General features: G+C 52.6%; 20 protein-coding genes and 1 riboswitch. Of the genes, 3 read left to right on the top strand and 17 right to left on the bottom strand.

Going from position 1 to position 19,539, the window contains the following annotated elements; all coding sequences use genetic code 11:
* Nucleotides 1–466 precede the first annotated feature (466 nt).
* Nucleotides 467–949 carry an RNA-binding protein gene (locus EHW56_RS13515; protein ID WP_152796979.1) on the top strand — a complete coding sequence of 161 codons (483 nt, stop codon included), beginning with the start codon at nucleotides 467–469 and terminating at the stop codon, nucleotides 947–949.
* On the opposite strand, the gene murI is transcribed toward EHW56_RS13515, so the two are convergent.
* Both murI and EHW56_RS13505 read right to left on the bottom strand, forming a co-directional pair.
* A complete protein-coding gene (gene murI, locus EHW56_RS13510) occupies nucleotides 903–1,724 on the bottom strand; it encodes a glutamate racemase (protein WP_152796981.1) in 822 nt (273 codons plus the stop codon). The two genes, EHW56_RS13515 and murI, sit on opposite strands and share 47 nt — an antisense overlap.
* A 79-nt stretch (nucleotides 1,725–1,803) precedes the next feature.
* A complete protein-coding gene (locus EHW56_RS13505) occupies nucleotides 1,804–3,612 on the bottom strand; it encodes a TonB-dependent receptor domain-containing protein (protein ID WP_152796984.1) in 1,809 nt (602 codons plus the stop codon).
* 54 nt (nucleotides 3,613–3,666) lie between these two features.
* Nucleotides 3,667–3,822: riboswitch (cobalamin riboswitch) on the bottom strand.
* Nucleotides 3,823–4,000: 178 nt separating this feature from the next.
* On the opposite strand from EHW56_RS13505, the gene trmA reads away from it, so the two are divergent.
* Nucleotides 4,001–5,104: a tRNA (uridine(54)-C5)-methyltransferase TrmA gene (trmA, locus tag EHW56_RS13500; RefSeq protein ID WP_077579510.1), complete on the top strand. Its 1,104-nt coding sequence runs from the start codon at nucleotides 4,001–4,003 to the stop codon at nucleotides 5,102–5,104.
* A gap of 85 nt (nucleotides 5,105–5,189) precedes the next feature.
* Here the strand turns inward: trmA and EHW56_RS13495 are convergent, their stop codons facing one another.
* Nucleotides 5,190–5,573, bottom strand: a complete 384-nt coding sequence (locus tag EHW56_RS13495; protein WP_046074424.1) for a YijD family membrane protein — start codon at nucleotides 5,571–5,573, stop codon at nucleotides 5,190–5,192.
* A 13-nt stretch (nucleotides 5,574–5,586) separates the two neighbouring features.
* Nucleotides 5,587–6,222, bottom strand: a complete 636-nt coding sequence (gene fabR, locus EHW56_RS13490; protein ID WP_046074425.1) for an HTH-type transcriptional repressor FabR — start codon at nucleotides 6,220–6,222, stop codon at nucleotides 5,587–5,589.
* A gap of 195 nt (nucleotides 6,223–6,417) precedes the next feature.
* Here fabR and sthA point away from each other — a divergent pair, with 195 nt between their 5' ends.
* On the top strand, nucleotides 6,418–7,836 hold the full coding sequence (gene sthA, locus EHW56_RS13485) for a Si-specific NAD(P)(+) transhydrogenase (protein WP_152800000.1): 1,419 nt from the start codon (nucleotides 6,418–6,420) through the stop codon (nucleotides 7,834–7,836).
* 43 nt (nucleotides 7,837–7,879) lie between these two features.
* On the opposite strand, the gene cysQ is transcribed toward sthA, so the two are convergent.
* The 13 genes from cysQ to gspD are packed head-to-tail and all read right to left on the bottom strand — an operon-like array spanning nucleotide 7,880 to nucleotide 19,511.
* A complete protein-coding gene (gene cysQ / locus EHW56_RS13480) occupies nucleotides 7,880–8,692 on the bottom strand; it encodes a 3'(2'),5'-bisphosphate nucleotidase CysQ (RefSeq protein WP_046074427.1) in 813 nt (270 codons plus the stop codon).
* A 3-nt stretch (nucleotides 8,693–8,695) separates the two neighbouring features.
* Complete coding sequence (nudE, locus tag EHW56_RS13475; protein ID WP_046074428.1) at nucleotides 8,696–9,250, bottom strand: ADP compounds hydrolase NudE; 555 nt, start codon at nucleotides 9,248–9,250, stop codon at nucleotides 8,696–8,698.
* A gap of 42 nt (nucleotides 9,251–9,292) precedes the next feature.
* Complete coding sequence (locus tag EHW56_RS13470; protein WP_152799997.1) at nucleotides 9,293–10,039, bottom strand: type II secretion system protein N; 747 nt, start codon at nucleotides 10,037–10,039, stop codon at nucleotides 9,293–9,295.
* A 3-nt stretch (nucleotides 10,040–10,042) separates the two neighbouring features.
* A complete protein-coding gene (gene gspM, locus EHW56_RS13465) occupies nucleotides 10,043–10,537 on the bottom strand; it encodes a type II secretion system protein GspM (RefSeq protein ID WP_152799995.1) in 495 nt (164 codons plus the stop codon).
* Complete coding sequence (gene gspL, locus EHW56_RS13460; protein WP_172970051.1) at nucleotides 10,534–11,778, bottom strand: type II secretion system protein GspL; 1,245 nt, start codon at nucleotides 11,776–11,778, stop codon at nucleotides 10,534–10,536. Before gspL ends, gspM begins: the two co-directional genes overlap by 4 nt.
* Nucleotides 11,747–12,751 (bottom strand): type II secretion system minor pseudopilin GspK, encoded by a 1,005-nt coding sequence (gene gspK, locus EHW56_RS13455; protein WP_152799991.1) that lies wholly within the window; start codon nucleotides 12,749–12,751, stop codon nucleotides 11,747–11,749. Before gspK ends, gspL begins: the two co-directional genes overlap by 32 nt.
* A complete protein-coding gene (gspJ, locus tag EHW56_RS13450) occupies nucleotides 12,748–13,386 on the bottom strand; it encodes a type II secretion system minor pseudopilin GspJ (RefSeq protein ID WP_077668115.1) in 639 nt (212 codons plus the stop codon). Before gspJ ends, gspK begins: the two co-directional genes overlap by 4 nt.
* Nucleotides 13,370–13,747, bottom strand: coding sequence for a type II secretion system minor pseudopilin GspI (gspI, locus tag EHW56_RS13445; RefSeq protein WP_227486554.1), 378 nt, complete (start codon nucleotides 13,745–13,747; stop codon nucleotides 13,370–13,372). The genes gspJ and gspI overlap by 17 nt, the downstream gene beginning before the upstream one ends.
* On the bottom strand, nucleotides 13,728–14,294 hold the full coding sequence (gene gspH / locus EHW56_RS13440) for a type II secretion system minor pseudopilin GspH (RefSeq protein WP_172970050.1): 567 nt from the start codon (nucleotides 14,292–14,294) through the stop codon (nucleotides 13,728–13,730). The genes gspI and gspH overlap by 20 nt, the downstream gene beginning before the upstream one ends.
* A 1-nt stretch (nucleotide 14,295) precedes the next feature.
* Nucleotides 14,296–14,754 (bottom strand): type II secretion system major pseudopilin GspG, encoded by a 459-nt coding sequence (gspG, locus tag EHW56_RS13435; protein WP_046074434.1) that lies wholly within the window; start codon nucleotides 14,752–14,754, stop codon nucleotides 14,296–14,298.
* Nucleotides 14,755–14,758: 4 nt separating this feature from the next.
* Nucleotides 14,759–15,994 carry a type II secretion system inner membrane protein GspF gene (gene gspF / locus EHW56_RS13430; RefSeq protein ID WP_152796991.1) on the bottom strand — a complete coding sequence of 412 codons (1,236 nt, stop codon included), beginning with the start codon at nucleotides 15,992–15,994 and terminating at the stop codon, nucleotides 14,759–14,761.
* Nucleotides 15,994–17,520 carry a type II secretion system ATPase GspE gene (gene gspE / locus EHW56_RS13425; protein WP_152799989.1) on the bottom strand — a complete coding sequence of 509 codons (1,527 nt, stop codon included), beginning with the start codon at nucleotides 17,518–17,520 and terminating at the stop codon, nucleotides 15,994–15,996. The genes gspF and gspE overlap by 1 nt, the downstream gene beginning before the upstream one ends.
* A complete protein-coding gene (gene gspD, locus EHW56_RS13420; RefSeq protein WP_152797040.1) occupies nucleotides 17,517–19,511 on the bottom strand; it encodes a type II secretion system secretin GspD in 1,995 nt (664 codons plus the stop codon). The genes gspE and gspD overlap by 4 nt, the downstream gene beginning before the upstream one ends.
* Nucleotides 19,512–19,539 lie beyond the last annotated feature (28 nt).

The raw sequence follows: 19,539 nt of genomic DNA, 5'->3' as shown, positions 1-19,539 counted from the left end.
GAAGCTGCGCTTCGCTTGGTCAGGGCTGCGTATCTTACGCGCCTTGCCGTTAAAGTCAAGAAGAAATTTTATCTTTTATTTTCAACCCGCCGGGTGAAATAAAACCTCTTTTTGACTCCCCTAACGCTTGGCGTTAAGTAGGTCGGCCATCTTAATTTTTTAAAAACTCACGTCAAGCGTTTATTTTTATTTGATTTTTTGCCTCGACATGGCAGTAAATCGCTTGCCGTGTCGATGTGGGGCGTAGTATAGCGACGCGGATCACACTGACAAGGGATTTTTACGTTTTTTATTTCGACTGAGCAATAATCCACCTAAAATGATGAATAACCAGCGATTTGAAACATTATTGATACGAGACCTTTACCGCAAGGTAACGCTGGCTTGTTTTCTTGGTCTTTTTCACGACATGCATTGCCGAAATGTTGTCATGTCATCACTTTAATCGTTCTATTTAATTACGCTTATGAAATCACCAGTTAATTTTGCTTTAGTCATCTGCATCGCCGTCCTTGGCGCAATTATTGTCAGCCTGATGGACGTCAGCTCACCCGCACTCTCGTTTGCTGTGGGTGCGATACTTAGTGGCCTGGCTTGCCTATATCTTCCTTTGCCCAACTTTATTCAGCCAGAGCAAGCACCATTTACATCTACCTCGTCGAGCGAAAAAGAAGAAGAGTCTCCGCAAAGTAAAACGCTATACGTTGGAAACTTACCTTATCGTGCGAATGAAAATGATGTACGCACGCTGTTTAGCGAACATGGAGAAGTGTTTGCCGTTCGTCTAATGAAAGACAAGCGGACGGGGAAACGCCGAGGGTTTGGTTTTGTGGTGATGGCCGCCGGGCATGCCGACGATGCTATCAATGCGCTCAATAATAATGTTTATGGTGAGCGGACACTTAAAGTCCGTGAAGCGAATGAGCCAAAAAAGCAGGCGAATAGCTGACATCCGTAAAACCTATCGATCGGATAAAGTCCGCCAAGGCATCGGCTTTAATAGGGGTTGCCGTCGCATAAGCGCAATGCTTCGACGTCGCTGCGGTAGCCCTTGCGTCGCTATCTAGACTCACCAGCGAGACCACGCGACGCGCAATCGCCTCTCCCGAATCAATTAAGTGGACTTCATCCCCCACCACTGATTGAATTTCATCACGCAGTAAAGGGAAGTGAGTACAGCCGAGCACGAGGGTATCGACGCTCGCTTTAAACGGACGCAATATCGCCGCTAGATCTTGCTGGTTCACCGCCTCACCCCGGAGTTTGCGCTCTGCCATATGCACGAGTGCCGTGGTACCGACTGAGACTACCTGGCAATCTTTGGCAAAGTCAGCCACCAATTGTTCGGTATACGGACGAGCCACCGTGGCGGGTGTTGCTAATAAGCCAATCGCCTTTTGCTGACTCATTGCGGCCGCAGGCTTGATCGCGGGTACAACCCCCACGACCGGAAGCGCCAACTGCTGACGGAGCGTGGGTAATACCAGCGTCGATGCTGTATTGCATGCAATGACGACGATATCAATATCATGATGCGCACACACAGCGCGCACTTGAGCCGCCACCCGTGTGACCAAGCGCGAGTCATCTAACTCACCGTATGGAAAAGCTTCGTTATCGAACAAATAGGTGTAGTTAGCGTCAGGAAGCTGGTCTCGTACCGACTGGTAAATCGATAAGCCACCCACACCAGAGTCAAAAATCAAAATATTGGGCTGCGCCATGGGACACTCATGCAATCAATAAGGCCCTTATCATAACGACAAGGGCGTGAAGAAAGCTAGTTTCGCCGAGAAGCAATCACTAGTACTGATAGTCCAACGTCATAAAATAGGCGCGCTCAGCGGCAGGGTACCCACCCGCAGTCTCATACTCTTTATCAAACACATTATCGACTTTGCCTTTCACGGTCAGATTTTCAGTCGCCCGATAGGAGGCAGTGACCGTCCACAGGCTATAACTTCCCAACATATCTCCGCCGGAATAATCAAGACGCTCACTTTGATACTGCCACTGAGTACCGAGTTGCACCTGCTCCCATTGGTACGATGCATCCCATTTCGCCACCCGTTTGGCGCGACGAGCTAGCTGCTCGCCCGTTTTATCATTTTTAGGATCTTTATATTCTAACGATATGCGGTTATTTAAAGAGCGCACATCAAAGTTAGTGATAAATTCAACCCCCTTAATCGTTACCTCTTCAACATTGCGATATTTACTCGTCGCGAGATCGTAATCAATCATATTATCGATATGGTTGATGTAGCCGGTAAGCGACCAATCGATGTCTGCAGTTAAGCCATGCAGAGCAAGCTCGGTATTTGCGGATTCATCTGGATTTAAGTTTTCATCTCCATACTGACCATAAAGCTCAGTAAAAAGCGGTGCTTTGAAGGCGGTGCTATAACTGGCGACCAATTGATACCCTTCCGCTATCGCAAGACCCGCGCTTGTCTGCCACGTCGTATGCTGCCCGTATTGTTCGTTATCATCCAAGCGCACGCTTGCTTCAATAGATAGTGGCTCTACTGGGCTAAATTGCGTTAAAAAGTAAGTGCCCAGGTTATCGCGCGGATTGATTGCAATATCATCGGGGTTGGTAATCAAGCTTCCTTCATTAAAGGTATCGTGTCGATAATCCACACCACCGCCAAGCAGCCAACCCTCCGAGGCTTGATACTGGAGTCCCAACGAGGTAGAGACTTGTTCCAAATCAGAGTTTTTATTCTCCTTGCGCGCACTGCCAGGAAAGTAGTCATACTTATCTCGCTGAGAAAACTCCCCGCTCAGCGTTGCACTCCAGACCCCTGAGCGATAATTCAGATTGCCAGCCAGTGCTTGGCTTTCTAACCAGCCATGTTTCAAGCTCCCTGAATAATCGTAATCGTATTCATTCTGGTACCAGCGCCCGGTGATATCGGCCGACCAAGATGCATTCCAACGATGGCTGTATCCAAGTTGTGCATTGCGGCCAGTAAAACCATGCTGATCGCCACGGTTACTCGGCGTCGGATGAACATTGTATCCATCACTGGACTCATACCCAGCCATGCCAGAGAAGTGACCGTTATCGCCCAATTTTGTTGCCCATGCGCCACTAACAGCATGATGATCCAAACTGCCCATGGTTACGGAAACATTGGCTCGCTCTTTATCGGTTTTGGTGATGATATTGATCACACCACCAATCGCACTCGACCCATACAGTGTGGCGCGTGCGCCGCGAATGATCTCAATCCGCTCGATACTGTTTACTGGGATCTGATTAAAATCCACCGAGCCTGTGATGGACGAGGCCATACGCACCCCATCAATCAAGACTAAAGAGTGGTCTGATTCTGTGCCGCGCATAAAAATAGAGGCAAGTTGGCCACGGCCTCCGCTTTGCGCAATCTCGATGCTCGGCACCGTACGCAATACATCGACAAGGCTTCGAGCCTGCAAGCGCGCAATGTCTTGACGCGTCAAAATGGTTGCCGATTGCAACACTGAGGCATCGGACTGCGCAAACCGACTGGCGGTCACCACCACCGTTTCGGTGTTTGGCTCGGCCCACGTGCTCACAGGAAAAAATGACGCTGCCACTAGGCTCGCCACTATCTGTTTGTTCATTGGTTGTTCCTTCCTATCGCGAGAATGTGCAGCGACGTGCTGCGTCTGTGGGCTGTATTCGGACTTAAGAGCATGGCTTTCGCCGCCTACTGCTAACGACTTCCCATCGCATACTATTTATCAGCATTGGCGACAGTGTCTGACCTTGGGTCGGGTTAGGGTCGTTCTCTTACACCGCTGCGCGTCAGTTGCGGGCTCTCACCGCATTCCTGTGACCCGTCACATATAGCAAGACAGGATCACTTTCCCACGCCTGGATATTAGCCGTCTAGATGGATATTGTCCATTGATAACCTTATTGAATAAGGGAGAATCGTGAGCAAGGGTGGACATAGCTGGGGATTTGTCTAAAATCTGCGCTCATTTTCCAATCGCTGAGGCAGCCATCATGACCAAGGCTCACACCGCCGTTGACTACGACACACAGCTTGCTGAGAAAGTCCAACGACTCAATGCACAACTCGCGCCGTTTCACGCACCTGAGCTAGAGATCTTTCGCTCACCGGAAACCCACTATCGGATGCGCGCAGAGTTTCGGGTATGGCATGAAGGCGACGACTTGTATTACATCATGTTTGATCCTGCGACCAAGCAGAAGTACCGGGTCGATACCTTTCCTGCCGCGAGCCGCTTGATCAATGACCTCATGCCGCTATTAATGGAGGCCATCAAGCCCAACGACGCCTTACGACGTAAACTGTTCCAGGTTGATTTCCTCTCCACTCTAAGCGGTGAGATCTTGGTATCGTTGCTCTATCATCGCCAGCTAGACGAAGAGTGGGACAGCGCCGCGCAAGCGCTTAAACAACGTTTGAACGATGAGGGCTTTAATCTCAATTTGATTGGCCGTGCGCGCAAGCAAAAGAAAGTGCTAGACCGCGACTACGTTTTAGAAAAGCTCAATGCCGATGGTCAGACGCTGATCTACCAGCAAATTGAAAACAGCTTTACCCAACCCAACGGGCCGGTGGCGGAGAAAATGCTGGAATGGGCCATCGATTGCACTCGCGATAGCCAAGGTGATTTGCTGGAGCTGTATTGCGGGAACGGCAACTTTTCCCTCGCCTTGGCGAAAAACTTTCGCCGCGTCCTCGCCACCGAGCTGGCGAAACCCTCAGTGCAATCAGCGCAGTACAATATTGCCGCCAACAACATCGACAATGTGCAGATTATTCGCATGTCTGCCGAAGAATTCACTCAGGCGATCAATGGCGAGCGCGAGTTCCGCCGCTTAAAAGATCAAGGGGTGACACTGAGTGACTATCAGTGCAATACCATTTTTGTCGATCCCCCTCGTGCGGGCATGGATGATGAAACCTGCAAAATGGTGCAAGGTTACGATCGGATTTTATATATCTCCTGTAACCCTGAGACCTTGGTCGAGAACTTAGAGCGCCTAAGCCAAACACACCGCATTAGTCGCTGTGCGCTGTTTGATCAATTCCCGTTCACCCACCATACCGAAGCAGGGGTGTGGTTAGAGCGCAAATAGTCACGGCAAGCAAGCGCGGATAAACGTAAAAAGGCGTCTTCTCGACGCCTTTTTTGGGTTTCAATCACAGCTGTTTTAGAGGCAATTAGACGTCAGAGGCGGTATCATTTTTCGCTTTGCGGCTGAAAAAGCCCAGTTTGTGGCCGACCCAGAACGCCAGTGCCATGGCAACCAAAATCGAGAAGAAGTTGCCACCCAGCTCTGGCATTTGCATACGGATAAACGCTGAATAGCCAAATGCCCCCACCAAGAAGCAGGCAAACGCAATCAGCGGCGTGCCTTCCGTCAGTGGCTGGCGTTCGTGAAGTTGGTAGCAAGCGTGCACGGCCAGTACAAACGCAAGAATGGGAAAAATAGAAAATGCCACACCACTGACGAACAGTGTCGCGAGAGTTGCACTTCCACAAATGCCGGTAACCAGTGCCAGCAGCAAAAATTTACGTTCTGATTTCACTTGCTCGTGTTCCATGTCTTCACCTGTTTTATGACAGTTTTTCCTGTAAGGCTCGCCGCTCCCGGTCTTTTCGGTACCAGTAAGCTCCCTTGGCTATCATGCGCAATTGTAACACCATGCGCTCGGCCAATTCTGCGCGGGCGTGAGGATCGAGATCAAGCGCTTCCGCGCCCATATTAAAGACCAAGATCACACATGCTTCCGACTGATTGTACGCTTCTTCATAGGTGAGCTGCGTACGAGATTGTAAATACTCGGTCAACTCAGCAACAAAATGTTGGATTTCCCTTGCCACGGCGGCACGAAACGCCGAAGAGGTGCCTGAACGCTCGCGCAAAAGCAACCGAAACACATTGGGGCTGCTCTCGATAAACTCCATAAAGGTTTCGACCGAGGTACGCACCACACTGCCTTCCGCGGCTATCCGCTGACGCGCCTGACGCATCAGTTGACGGAGCAATAGCCCGCCCTCATCAACCATGGTTAACCCCAGCTCATCCATGTCTTTAAAGTGGCGGTAAAAAGAGGTGGGCGCGATTCCCGCCTCTCGCGCCACTTCGCGCAAGCTGAGGCTGGAAAAACTGCGCTCAGCACTGAGCTGGCTGAACGCCGCATCAATGACAGAACGGCGCGTTTTTTCTTTTTGTTGTGCTCGAATACCCATCGCACTCTATCCATGGTCACCATGCTGCCACTATACGCAATTTTAGCGTTTAAATCAGCCAATCCAGGCAGTGTTCCCCATCGCGGCGGCGCGGATTTGAACACAGATTTGCTCGCGAAAGTTAACCTTACGGATAATAAGCGTTAAACTGGTCATAAATAGATGTTGCAATAATGAAAATAAGGTCTGAACCCTATGAGCAAGTCGAGCACTCGCCCGCAAGATCATTTTGATGCGATCGTGATAGGTAGTGGCCCCGGCGGTGAAGGTGCCGCTATGGGCTTATCCAAAGCGGGTAAGCGGGTGGCAGTGATTGAGCGAGAAAGCACCGTTGGCGGTGGCTGTACCCATTGGGGCACCATCCCGTCTAAAGCACTACGCCACACTGTCAGCCGGATCATTGAATTCAATCAAAGCCCTATCTACACCCAAAACAGCAAGAGTATCCACAGTACTTTCTCACACATTCTCAGCCATGCTGAATCGGTCATAGGCAAACAAACCCGTATGCGCCAAGGGTTCTATGACCGAAACCAATGTACCCTGCTCCATGGTAGCGCCGAATTTGTCGATGCGCATACCTTAACCGTGCATCATAGTGATGGCAGCGCTGATACCTATACAGCCGATCACTTTGTGGTTGCTACCGGCTCTCGCCCTTATCAACCCGCTGATGTGGATTTTTCCCACCCACGCATCTACGACAGTGACTCCATTTTGTCGTTAGCCCATGACCCGCGCCACGTGATTATCTATGGCGCAGGCGTGATTGGCAGTGAATATGCGTCTATTTTCCGTGGGCTCGGGGTCAAAGTGGATTTAATCAACACCCGTGATCGCTTGCTGTCGTTTTTGGACAACGAAATCTCTGATGCTTTGTCTTATCACTTTGGCAGCAGTGGTGTCATGATCCGCAATGATGAGACCTATGAGCGCATTGAGGGCACCGACGATGGCGTGATTGTGCACCTGGAGTCAGGCAAAAAAATGAAAGCAGATTGCCTGCTGTATGCCAATGGCCGCGCAGGCAATACCGATAAACTCAATTTGTCCTCGGTCGGCCTTACACCTAACTCGCGTGGGCAGCTCGACGTTGATAGCGAAAGCTACGCAACAGACGTGGGGCATATCTATGCCGTCGGTGATGTGATTGGTTATCCTAGCCTTGCCAGTGCCGCTTATGATCAAGGGCGCGTGGTGGCCGAAGCCATTTGCCAAGGCAACGCCAACGTGCGCTTGATTGAACACATCCCCACGGGAATCTATACCATTCCAGAAATCAGCTCAGTGGGTAAAACCGAGCAAGAGCTCACCGCAGAAAAAGTCCCGTATGAAGTTGGCCGATCGCTATTCAAGCACTTAGCACGCGCGCAAATCGCGGGGATGGATGTCGGCAGTTTAAAAATCCTTTTCCACCGCGATACCCGCGAAATATTAGGCATTCACTGCTTTGGCGAGCGCGCCTCGGAAATCATTCATATCGGCCAAGCGATTTTTGAGCAAAAAGGCGAAGGGAATACCATCGATTATTTTGTGAATACCACCTTCAACTACCCGACCATGGCCGAAGCTTACCGGGTGGCAGCCCTCAATGGCTTAAATCGTTTGTTCTGAACCGGTCATAAAAGAAAACGGCACCTGGCGGTGCCGTCAATCATTACGATGCCTGCAGTATCGACGACCACGCGAGCGACTCATCCCCCAACACAATAAAGTTAGGGTTCTGTAATGAGTCCCGTTCGTTGTACGACAAGGCCCCCAGCTCTGTGCTCAGAATACGTCCACCCGCTTGCTCAACAATGCATTGGGTAGCGGCAGTGTCCCACTCCCCCGTCGGCCCTAGGCGTAAATAACAGTCGACCGCGCCTTCTGCGACCAAGCAGGCTTTGAGTGCCGCGGAGCCTAATGGCACCAAATCATAATTAATTTCAGGTGCCAGCTTTTCGGTGACCGCATGAATATCTTGACGGCGACTGATGGCGATAGAGAGTGAGGTAATCGTCTCTTCTCGCTTCATTGTCGAGATGCGATGCATTTCGCCATCTGGGGTGATTTTCCAGGCCCCTTTGTCTTGACAAGCATAGTAGGTCACCCCGGAGACGGGGGCATAGACCACGCCCATGACGGGATGGTTATCCTCCACCAGCGCGATAATAGTGGCAAAGTCACCACTGCCTGCAATAAACTCTTGGGTACCGTCGAGGGGATCAATCAACCAATAGCGCTGCCATTGCTGACGGTCGCTTAATGGCACACCACAGTCTTCTTCTGATAATACGGGGATGTCTGGCGTCAACGCGGTGAGCTTTTCCGTGATCAGCTTATGTGCCGCCAAATCAGCACTGGTTACTGGGGTTTGGTCACTTTTAGTGATCGCTTCAAAATCACCGTCTTGGTAAATATCTAAAATAACCTGACCCGCAGAGCGAGCAATATCAATCACCTCGGGTAACAACTCAGGCAATGCCATGCCTCACCTCTCAGATTGTAAGTACTTCAGCGCCATCATTAATGCGGTGATACTGCGCGCTTCACAAAAATCACCGTGGGTGAGTAACTCTTCCGCTTGGGCAAGTGGCCAACGAATGATTTCAAGCGGTTCAGGCTCATCCCCTTCCAAGCTTTCTGGATACAAATCACGTGCCAACATCAGCGTCATGCGGCTAGAAAAGTACGACGGTGCCAGAACAACCTCTTTCAGTGGCACTAGCTCACGGGCACCTTGCCCAATTTCCTCTTTCAGCTCCCGCACCGCCGCTTGCTCGGGCGCTTCACCCGGGTCAATCAGCCCTTTGGGAAAGCCTAGCTCATACTGTTCTGTGCCTGCGGCATATTCGCGTACCAGTAAGAGGTCGCCCGATTCGGTCACCGGCACCATCATCACAGCATTGCGCCCCGACGGTTTCATCCGCTCATAGGTACGCTCGACGCCATTACTAAAAATCAGCTCCAGCGACTCCACTTTAAACAAGCGAGAAGTGGCGACCACCTGCTTAGACTGAATGTAAGGAAGTTTACGCTGCGTCATATCGTGATTTGCCACCCTTTTTGATAAGCCTATCAGGCCTTGTTAGCCGCGAAAAGAAAAGCGATAGCGTCCTTGATTATCCGGCGCACCCAACCAAGAGAGAGGTGCTTTCATCGGCTCAGGATAGGCCGGCCCCGGCTTCAGCCATCCTGACACAGAGTATCGCCCAGACGGTGTAATTGACAATGAAAACTTATTACTCAACGAGGGGGAATCGCCTTGACCCTGCGCAGCGACACCTTGGCCATCACAGGCGAGAGAAGCACGCAATGGAATATCATTGAGCCGCCCTGAGGGCAGGGTGAGTCCGGCCTGCTGCCACTGAATCTGCCCCGCTAACTGCTGACACCCTGACTCGGCCAACACCGCCTCGCGTACAATCACATCAAGCCGGCCATCAATCGCCACACTCGGCGGTAACGCCACCGAACGGGTCAGCAGATGCGCGGGAGCAGAGAGCAAGGTTTGAGAAAGCGTTAGCTCGGTGCCATTAAAGCCCACCACACCTTTACCACTGACACCTTGAGGGCTTTGGACCTTTATCGCGGCTTCCAGCGTGGCGCTGGTCAATAGCCGGTGCCAATGGAGATCCCATTGTATTGGGCCGACAGCCTGATCTTGCCAACGCAGTTGCCTGACTTGCCCCTGCCACACGGTGCCGTTGATCCCACTCAGCTGTAGCTCGGCCGGCAAAGGCGCTAAGCGCAATAGTGTTGCTGGGGCGTGCACTATCGCACTCACAACGAAAACCAATACACACCCCACCCCTATCAGCGTTTTCTTCCACATCGTTTACCGCTCCAGCTGCAGTCGGGTTACTTGCACCACACCGGCCGTATCGGTCGCTTCAGTGCTCAGGCGAGCGACTTGAATGCCGTGCAGCTGAGAGAGTTGCTCGAACCACCGTAGTAATTGATTAAACGGTAGAGGTTCGAGCCCCAATTGCACGCTGTCCTCCCCAGGCTGCAACCGTGTAATGGTAAGATTAAACTCACCCGCACTGGCCGCGATCACTTGGTTGAGCGGTTGGCTTCGACTGGCCACTGCTTGGCGACTGCGTCCAGACTGTGAGCGCAATTGCATGATGTGATTGCGCTTTTGTTGTAGCTCATTGTAAACCTTTCGCTCACTGACCAATGCGGCGCGCGCTTGCTCCGCCTGTGTCTGTATCGGCACCACGATGCCCCAATACAGCAAACTTAACAGCAGCACTCCCGCCGCAATCAACACGAGCCGTTGCTCGCGCAAGCTGATCGACTGCCACTGAGACTGAATACGTGCGATCATGATTGGCTCCTTAGGGTAAATTCACCGCTGACCGTCTCACCACTGCGATTAAGCTGCCCCAAATCTGTCGCATAATGCTGACTCAAGGTGGCACGTAAACGCTCAAACTGCGCGAAATCATTGCCAGTTGCTCGCAGTATCAAGGCTTCTCGATTGGCTTGGTAGCGCAGCGCCTCGAGCTCGATACCAGGCACATCTTCCAGTAGAGGAGCCAGTTCGACCAGCCAGGGTAAAAGCGCCGCATCATGTTGTTGTTTTTCTAGCCGAGCTATCTCTGCATCCATTTGCCGCACCATGTATGAGCGAGTCGGGATCCGCTCGTACTCGGGCAAGGTTTGGCGAAAAAGGGCTTCACTTTGTCCCCGTAATGCACGGGCTTGTTGCTGGGTGTCACGAATCGACAACCACTGTTCGACGCCAAGCAATCCAGCCATGGCGATCAACAGACAGGCTGCGGGCAAAAAGGGTCTAAGTGTCTGCTTGGTTTGACTTTGAGGACGATATCCGCCGGTCAGTAGGTTTGCCGTCACGCCATGACTCTGCACCGCTAATAGATGCATTGCGTGATCTGACTGCCACTCGACAGGGAGCGGTAACGCGCTCAAGGGATTGTCAGCCTGCGGCTTGTCGTCGCCATAGCCTTTGATAGTGAGAGAGTCGGCCTGCTCAGGTGACAGGGTTTCCTCACTGTCTTGGCGGTGTTGCCACCAAGTCTGCCCCCAAAAGGCGAGCCAGTCCGCCGAGCCTACCACGCCTTGATTTGCACTAAAACGGCACAGCCACTGTTCACCCAATGCCAAGAGTGAGAGCGAATCAGACGACCAAGGCACACAAAGCACATCGGGGATCCACTGGCGAGCATCAATGCCTGCCTCATCCAGCGCGTGTTGCCAAGCTTGCATTTGCTGGTGCGCTACCACGGCGACATGTGCGGTGTCTGCCTGGGTGTCAACAATACTCACATGTACTGCTTCCACCTCTTCCGCCAAGGCTTCCTCGAGCAAGTAAGGCACCACCTTGTCGCGTTGGCGCCGTGAGCCTGGGGGCAATGTTACCGAGGTTAATGTCAGCCACGTGCTGTCCACCAGCACCACTACTCGCCGCGTTTGTGCTTGCTCGGTTAACGCTGACAGTTGCTGACAACTGCCGCTCTCAACCACTTGGTTATCACTGGCACGAACCTGCGCCCAATAAATGGGCTGGCTGGCATCACTGATCCTTATTATCAGTCGCTCGCTCACGCATTCCTCCGAACCGACGGCGCAAAACAGAAACCTCGCCATCGTCTTGATAGTGCAATAGTGCCTGGATGTGACGTTGGGCAGAGGCCACCTGCACATCGGCTTGTAATAAAAAGAACTCGCTGGTCACGCTGAGATGGGACACGACTCGCTCTCGCTCGGCGTCATCAAACTCGGTGAGGTTCAAGGTATCGATAAACGCGGCCACACTTTTCCACCCTTCCTCCGGGCGCTGGGCAATCACCTGCTGGGCTTGTTCCACCGGTAACGCGGAGGTAAATAGGGCTGAAAGCAAAGGCGCTTGCTTCTCGGTTAAGGTATTCACATTGACCTTAAGCTCAGCGCTAGGCAACGCGCAAAGCTGAGGCGAGGCGCGCCGAAACACATCACCATTCACCCCGCGCACCGCACGCCACTCACTCACACCGGCCAGCAAAGCATCCGCCGTCACATACGCAGGCTGCACGCTTTCATAATGCGCGTCTTCCGCCCCGAGAGACTGATCCAGCTGATTGTTTTCATCAATAAAATCACGGCTTGCCTGAGCAATCACATCCGCTTGATAATCCTCTTCCACATACTGCCCCACTAGCGCCCGTAATACGGTGACCTCATAAGGTGTCGCCCCACCCACTTTGGCGCCACGTAACTGTAAACTATTGAGGTTAAAACAGGCGCTCGCATCTTGTAAGTGTCCACTTACTTTTCCACCATCCAGCGGGAAGGTTCGAGCGGGCTCTGCCCAGGTTTGACTTAAGTTCACCGTTTCACTGCCTGCTAAGCTCTCGCGCAATACCGATGCCGCCAAGCCTTCAATCGCATTGCCAAACCAATACGCTTGCTGAAAATGCAGCTGGTTTTCGGCGCGGTGGTAGTTGGTGTATAACCGCGCCGCCATGCTTCCGGCAATCGCGGTCATCAGCGCCATGATCATCATCACCACCAAAAGGGCGGCGCCCTGCTGACGATTCATTGTGCCTCCCGCTGCAGTGGTGCCGGCAAGGTTTGCCCCGCCACGAGATAAGTGCGCACTAACTGCCCGTAGCGAGGATGGGTAAAGCGCACTTGAACGGCTTTCGGCAATGCATGTTTGGTATCAAAACTGTCTTGCCAATCCTGTTTGACGTAGAAGCGAAAGGTCAAATCATCAATATCACTGAGCAGCGTCGCCACCGCGGGTTCATCACTCGCGGCTTGGTCTGGGTAACGCCAGCGCAAGCGTTCCAGCTTGCCATCTCTCTGACGGTACCCGACCGCTACCACTTCTCCGCGTGGAAAGCGCATTTGTGGGTTAATCCAGCCCGTGCGGGTAAAGCGCACGCCCATCCCATCACTTTGTAATACCTCTGAACCCGCGATCAGCAACTGCTCTGTTGGCGCTTGTCCTTCGACCCGCTGACGTCTTGCCGCCATTTGACGAAAGTCACTGTCCATGATCACCAACGCGCGCTGCAGCTTCTGTAAGGTCTCACCCACCTGCTGAGACTGCTCGTCACTGCGCTGCACGGTTTGCAGTACTTGGTATGCGGTCAGACTAATGCTGGCGAATACCACCAACGCCAACAGCACTTCCAATAAGGTAAATCCTCGTTCAACGCGTGGCGACATAGGTCCTCACGGTCACTAACGGGTTATCGGTCTCTGCGGCGGCAGCCACTGACATATCAACCGCACGTAACTGGCCCGTTTCTGTGGCGACTGGCACCAACTGCCATTGCCATTGTTGCCCCGCCATCTCGGTGGTACCTTGTGTGGCTTTATCTGGCACCTTAGCGCTGAGCACCACCTCGGCGAGTTGATTATCCGCCACCATAGCGGCTAAGGTTTTTTGTTCTAAGCGACTCAGTGAGCGGGTGTGCTGTCCAGTGGCTTTCATCACACTCAGCGCCGCCACGGCAAAGATCGCCACCGCGACTAAGACCTCAAGCAAGGTCATTCCCTGCTGCGAGTTAGCGCGTACTAACATCATCACCCTCTCCTGCTCGCTGCCAGGTAAACTGCGCCAGTTCATTCGCTTTGAGCTGCCAGACCGCACGGCCATCTGTTTCAATCATCAGGGTAAACGGTGTCAGCTCACCATTGGGCAGTAGCCAGATTTGCGGTGGCGCCACCGCCTGCTCATCGTCTTCGTCAAATAAATCCTCAAACAGCGGCTTATCCTCGAACAACCTATCTTGTTGCTGCCAACCAAAGCCATCCATGGTTAAGACAAAGCGGCTTTGCTCTGGCAGGCGGCCTTGGGTCGCCCAGCGGTCACTGCTAACAGGTTGCCATTGCTCTTGTCCCAACACTAAAAGTTGATAGCGCTGTTGTTCGATACGCACGCCATAGGTGCGTCCTTCCAACCAACTTTGCTCTGCCCACAGCTTCATCCGCTGATACAGTGCTTGCCCGGCTTCTTGTGTGCGAGTGTCCGCCGGCTCAGGCATCACCATTATCACGCCTGAGGTGCTCACCGCGACGATGACGACCACCAGCAGGATCTCTAATAAGGTAAAGCCGGCCGCTTGACGCATGTTATTGCAGCTCGTTGAGGTTCCAGTTACCAATGTCTTGGTTGACCCCTTCCCCACCTTCTTGGCCATCAGCGCCTAAAGAAAAGATATCAACAACACCGTGCTCGCCTGGGCTGACATAGCGATAGTCATTGTTCCACGGGTCTTGCGGCAGACGTTTGATGTAACCTTGCGCGGGGTAGTTACGGGGGACCGGATCACTTTGTGGCTGGGTCACTAGCGCGTCTAAGCCTTGATCGGTGGTGGGGTACTGATTGTTATCCAATTTGTACATATCCAGCGCATTTTCAAGCGCACTGACATCCGCCACCGCTTTTTTCACCGCGGCTTTGTCTTTGTTGCCCAGCAAGTTTGGGGCAACAAAGCTGGCTAGCAGGCCAATAATCACCACCACCACCATGACTTCGAGCAACGTGAAACCTTGTTGACGACGCATTTCTTTCTCCTTGTTAAAATTCATAAAATCACAAACCGACCATGTCATTCATGGCAATAATTGGCATCAAGGTGGCCACCACGATAAAAAGCACTAACCCGGCCATCATTACAATCATTAACGGGCCAAATACTCCCAGGGCAACATTGACTTGCGCCTCAAAATCTTTGTCTTGGTTATCGGCTGCGCGTGAGAGCATCGGCTCCAGCTCGCCACTGCGCTCACCGCTAGCAATCATATGTAGCATCATCGGCGGAAACAGCCCGGATTGGTCAAGCGCAACACGCAAGCTAGCCCCCTCACGCACTTTATCGGCGGCCTCTAATACCCGTTTGCGCACATACTGGTTAGTGATCACTTGCGCGGCAACCTTCATTCCGTCCAACAAGGGAATCGCACTGGCGGTGCAAATCGCTAAGGTACGAGCAAAACGCGATGTATTGAGGCCGCGAGCAACACGGCCAAGAATGGGCAGAGAAAGCTTTTGCTTATCCCAGGCAAGACGACGCTGGGTGTCTTTCAGCAATAGACGAATCCCCATACTGACAAGAACCAGCCCACCGACCACCCACACGCCCCACTGGGTGATAAAGTCACTGGCGTTTAAGAGAAATTGGGTTGATGCGGGCAGTGATTGCCCCGTTTGGACAAATTGACCGACGATATCAGGTACCACGGTGGCCAACAGGAAGGCGACAATCAGTACCGAGAAAAATGTCAAAATCGCCGGATACAGCATGGCTTGTAACAAAGTGGCTTGAATGCGTTGACGGTTTTCCACATAGTCCGCAAGGCGTTCGAGGACGGTGCCCAAGTGGCCTGCTTTTTCACCGGCTGAAATCATCGCCCGGTAGAGTTCGTCAAAGACATTGGGGTAATCCGCCAACGCATCGGCGAGTGTATACCCTTCCATCACTCGCGCGCGCACACTGGTCATCATGCTGCCAATTCGCGGCTTCTCGGCCTGCTCTGCCACCGCTTTTAAGCACTCTTCGAGAGGCATCGCCGCCTCAATCAAGGTCGCCAACTGACGGGTGATCAGTGACAGCTCCTGGGTGCTAATACCGCGCCCGCGCTGACGAAAAAGCGGCTGAGAAGCCGTACTTTTTTGTGTCGCACGCTTACGGGTAGTGGCCTGGACATCGAGGGGAGTAAAGCCCTTGTCACGCAATTGTTGCCGCGCTTGGCGTGCCGTGTCGGCTTCAATCACGCCCTTGCGTTTGCGTCCTCGTGCGTCCAGTGCTTGGTAGTCAAAGGCGGCCATTAACTCTCCTTGGTCACTCGCATCACTTCTTCCAGGGTGGTTTCCCCGTTCAGCACTTTGGCCAAGCCGTCATAGCGGATACTGGGGCTTTGCGCCCGCACCGCCTCCTCGATGGCATGCTCACCGGCATCATGGTGAATCAGTGCTTGTACGTTCTCATCCACGGTCAACAACTCATGGATCCCCGTGCGGCCGCGGTAGCCTTTTTGGTGACAATGCTCGCAACCACTTGGTTTATATAAGGTGATGGTTTCGCCTTGATTGGCAAGCCCCACATCTGCAAACAATTGTTGCTGCGTTTCGTCGGCTTGATAGGGCACTCGACAGTGTTCGCACAGGGTACGGACCAAGCGCTGCGCCAATACACCAAGTAGCGATGATGAAAGCAAGAAAGGCTCAATCCCCATATCGCGCAAGCGCGTCACCGCGCCAATGGCAGTGTTGGTATGTAATGTGGACATCACCAAATGGCCGGTCAGGGAGGCTTGAACCGCAATTTGCGCGGTTTCTAAGTCGCGAATTTCCCCCACCATCACCACGTCAGGATCTTGACGCAACATCGCACGCAAACCGCGAGCGAAGGTCATATCGACTTTCGGGTTGACTTGGGTCTGGCCAATACCGGCCAGATCGAACTCGATCGGATCTTCAACGGTGAGGATATTCCGATCCTCACTGTTAATGGTTTGTAATCCTGCGTATAAGGTGGTGGATTTCCCCGACCCGGTCGGCCCGGTGACCAGTAAGATACCATGAGGCTTGTGAATAAGGGTTCGGAAGCCTTGGTGAAGCGCTGGTGCCATGCCAAGTTGGGCTAAATCAAGTTGTACGGCATTCTTATCGAGTAAACGCATCACCACACGCTCACCGTGTGATGAAGGCATGGTCGACACCCGCACATCGACCGCACGGCCACCTATACGGACTGAAATACGACCATCTTGCGGCACGCGCTTTTCGGCAATATCCAGCTTGGCCATGACTTTCACTCGAGAGACTAACAGCGGCGCCAGTTTACGACTCGGAGAGAGGACTTCTCGTAACACACCATCAACACGGAAACGAATCGATAACTCATGCTCAAAGGTTTCAATGTGGATATCAGACGCACTTTCTTTGATCGCTTCCCCCATCATCGCGTTTATGAGCTTGATGATCGGGGCATCATCTTCTGATTCCAGCAGGTCTTCACTTTGAGGCAACTCCTCCGCGAGAGAGAAAAAATCATCACTGTCTGCATCCGCGCCAATATCGGCCATTAGCTGTTGAGCATCTGCGCTATCGCGTTGATACAAACGGGTGAGATGTTGGTCAAAGTCACTGTCTGACACAATTTCAGGGGCACAACTTTTTCCTAACACCCGTTGAACCTCGGCAAGGGTGTTCGGTGTCACAGACGACAAGCACAGTAGGCGTGCAGGCTCAGTGTCATTGAGTAATATCACCCCATGACGGCGGGCAAAGCCAAAAGGCAACTGCCAACGAGCGTCCGGATCTCGGCTGAGCTCTGTCGCGCGATCACTCATCCTGCTAGCTCCGCTTTTAGCGCGCGTACCTCGGCAGGCATCACTGCCTCGCTGTTGTAATCTGGCAGCACCGGCTTTTCGGCATCCGGCATCAGCTTCACGCCGTCTTGTGCCCGTAACAGCTGCTCAGCTCGAATATAGTTGTACTTACGCTGCGTCACGCCATCCGCTGTTAAGCCGGTACGAATAATGGTCGGCTTGATAAACAGCATCAGGTTCTTCTTTTCAGTCTGGGTCGAGGTCGACTTAAACAAGTGACCTAACACGGGAATATCTCCCAGTACAGGGACCTTGGACTCACTCTCTACCGTGCGTTCATCAATCAAACCACTTAGCACAATCATCTGTTGGTCGCCTACCATCACGGAAGTGGTCAACTGGCGCTTGCCAAAGCGCACATCCACAGCACCGCTCGCGCCAAGTACGTTAGACACCTCCTGCTCGATATCCAATAGCACCGCCGATCCTTCATTGATTTGAGGGGTCACCTTCAGCTTGATGCCAACATCTTTACGCTCGACCGTTTGGAACGGGTTATCGTTATTCGAGCCAGTTTGCGAGCCGGTGATGACGGGTACCTCTTCCCCCACCACAAACGAGGCTTCTTGGTTATCCAGTACCATCAGATTGGGCGAAGACAGAATATTGGATTCATTGTTCGAGGCCACTGCTGTCACCAATGCCGTCCAATCGCCCATGATCACCCCAGCCGCGAGGCCATTTAGCCCCCCCAAGACTTCATTGAGCGCCGAGTAATCACCCGATTCAGTCACTTCGACTGGCGTTTCAACTCCATCGATGATTCGAGTTTCGGTACGTGTTCTATCTTTGGTGGCTTCTTGGCCGCCAAGATAACTCGAAACCCCCACCCCTGTGTTATTAAACTGAATGCCCCCGTTTTCGAGCGACCCCCATTGCACCCCTAAATTGGCCCCATCGGATTCGGACATTTCCACAATCAGTGCTTCAATCAAGACTTGCGCACGGCGAATATCAAGCTGAGAAATCACGCTCTCTAAGGTTTTCAATATATCGGGCGGCGCGGTAATCACCAGCGCATTGGTCCCTTGGTGGGCGGAAATCTGCACCGTCTGTTGTGTCGAGCCTGGCTTGCTCTTTTTCTCTTTTTCTTCCAGCAGATTATCCGACACCCCTTTAAGCACATCGACCACCTCGTCCGCTTTGGCATAGCGCAAGTAAATCACTCGGCTATTCCCGGTCGTCGCCATCTCTTTGTCCAACTGTCGGATCAGTTTTTTCACCCGCTCACGCACTTTTGGCTCGCCCGAAACCAAGACCGCATTTAGACGCTCATCGGCGACAATACGCGGTTCAAGCAATTCAGGGCGCGTGTTGGCATTGTCCCGCTCATTCAGTGCATCGACAATACGCACCATTTCAGCGGCAGAGGCGTGCTCTAGGCGCACAACCTCAACCTCTTTATCACCGGCTTGGTCAACACGTTGAATAATATCGGTTAAGCGATTCACCACCGCTGCACGTCCGGTAATCATGATCACATTAGCCGGATCGTAGTGCACCACATTGCCGGCGCCGGCATTGTTGATAAGCTGACGTAAAAGAGGGGACAGTTCACGCACCGAAACGTTTTTTACCGCGACCACACGCGTGACAACTTCATCGCCCACCACGTTATCGGCTTCACCCACCACAGGCACGGGCGACGTTTTGGCATCTTTGTCGCGTACCACCTTGACGACACCGTTATCCATTTCCACCACGGCAAAGCCATATACTTCCAAGACATTGAGGAAAAATTGGTAGTACTGCGCTTCGGTCAACGTGTTGTAGCTGCGGACGTTGACCGTGCCTCTCACGGAGGGATCGACAATGATGGTCTTTTCTAAGTTACGGCCCACAATTTCAATAAATTCCTGAATGTCAGTGCCTTTAAATGATGCACTGAATTCCGCCGCGCTCGCCGACAGCCCAGAGAAAAGAAAAGTCACAGCGATGAAATAGGGGATCAGTCGTTGCCTTAAATTCACGTCACGCTCC

Origin of the sequence: Salinivibrio sp. VGrn1 (genome assembly GCF_009377995.1) — a bacterium.
GTDB classification, from domain to species: domain Bacteria; phylum Pseudomonadota; class Gammaproteobacteria; order Enterobacterales; family Vibrionaceae; genus Salinivibrio; species Salinivibrio siamensis.
Note: the sequence above shows the minus strand (reverse complement) of the source record. Positions and strands in the feature narration are given on the sequence as shown.

Excerpts from the sequence above, each read along its gene's own strand:
- EHW56_RS13515 (WP_152796979.1), top strand. The coding sequence starts at position 467 with ATGAAATCACCAGTTAATTTTGCTTTAGTCATCTGCATCGCCGTCCTT.
- murI (WP_152796981.1), bottom strand. The coding sequence starts at position 1,724 with ATGGCGCAGCCCAATATTTTGATTTTTGACTCTGGTGTGGGTGGCTTA.
- fabR (WP_046074425.1), bottom strand. The coding sequence starts at position 6,222 with ATGGGTATTCGAGCACAACAAAAAGAAAAAACGCGCCGTTCTGTCATT.
- EHW56_RS13505 (WP_152796984.1), bottom strand. The coding sequence starts at position 3,612 with ATGAACAAACAGATAGTGGCGAGCCTAGTGGCAGCGTCATTTTTTCCT.
- gspF (WP_152796991.1), bottom strand. The coding sequence starts at position 15,994 with ATGGCCGCCTTTGACTACCAAGCACTGGACGCACGAGGACGCAAACGC.
- EHW56_RS13470 (WP_152799997.1), bottom strand. The coding sequence starts at position 10,039 with ATGTGGAAGAAAACGCTGATAGGGGTGGGGTGTGTATTGGTTTTCGTT.
- gspJ (WP_077668115.1), bottom strand. The coding sequence starts at position 13,386 with ATGTCGCCACGCGTTGAACGAGGATTTACCTTATTGGAAGTGCTGTTG.
- gspM (WP_152799995.1), bottom strand. The coding sequence starts at position 10,537 with ATGATCGCACGTATTCAGTCTCAGTGGCAGTCGATCAGCTTGCGCGAG.
- cysQ (WP_046074427.1), bottom strand. The coding sequence starts at position 8,692 with ATGGCATTGCCTGAGTTGTTACCCGAGGTGATTGATATTGCTCGCTCT.
- gspE (WP_152799989.1), bottom strand. The coding sequence starts at position 17,520 with ATGAGTGATCGCGCGACAGAGCTCAGCCGAGATCCGGACGCTCGTTGG.
- EHW56_RS13495 (WP_046074424.1), bottom strand. The coding sequence starts at position 5,573 with ATGGAACACGAGCAAGTGAAATCAGAACGTAAATTTTTGCTGCTGGCA.
- gspH (WP_172970050.1), bottom strand. The coding sequence starts at position 14,294 with ATGCGTCAAGCGGCCGGCTTTACCTTATTAGAGATCCTGCTGGTGGTC.
- gspI (WP_227486554.1), bottom strand. The coding sequence starts at position 13,747 with ATGATGTTAGTACGCGCTAACTCGCAGCAGGGAATGACCTTGCTTGAG.
- trmA (WP_077579510.1), top strand. The coding sequence starts at position 4,001 with ATGACCAAGGCTCACACCGCCGTTGACTACGACACACAGCTTGCTGAG.
- gspK (WP_152799991.1), bottom strand. The coding sequence starts at position 12,751 with ATGAATCGTCAGCAGGGCGCCGCCCTTTTGGTGGTGATGATGATCATG.
- nudE (WP_046074428.1), bottom strand. The coding sequence starts at position 9,250 with ATGACGCAGCGTAAACTTCCTTACATTCAGTCTAAGCAGGTGGTCGCC.
- gspG (WP_046074434.1), bottom strand. The coding sequence starts at position 14,754 with ATGAATTTTAACAAGGAGAAAGAAATGCGTCGTCAACAAGGTTTCACG.
- sthA (WP_152800000.1), top strand. The coding sequence starts at position 6,418 with ATGAGCAAGTCGAGCACTCGCCCGCAAGATCATTTTGATGCGATCGTG.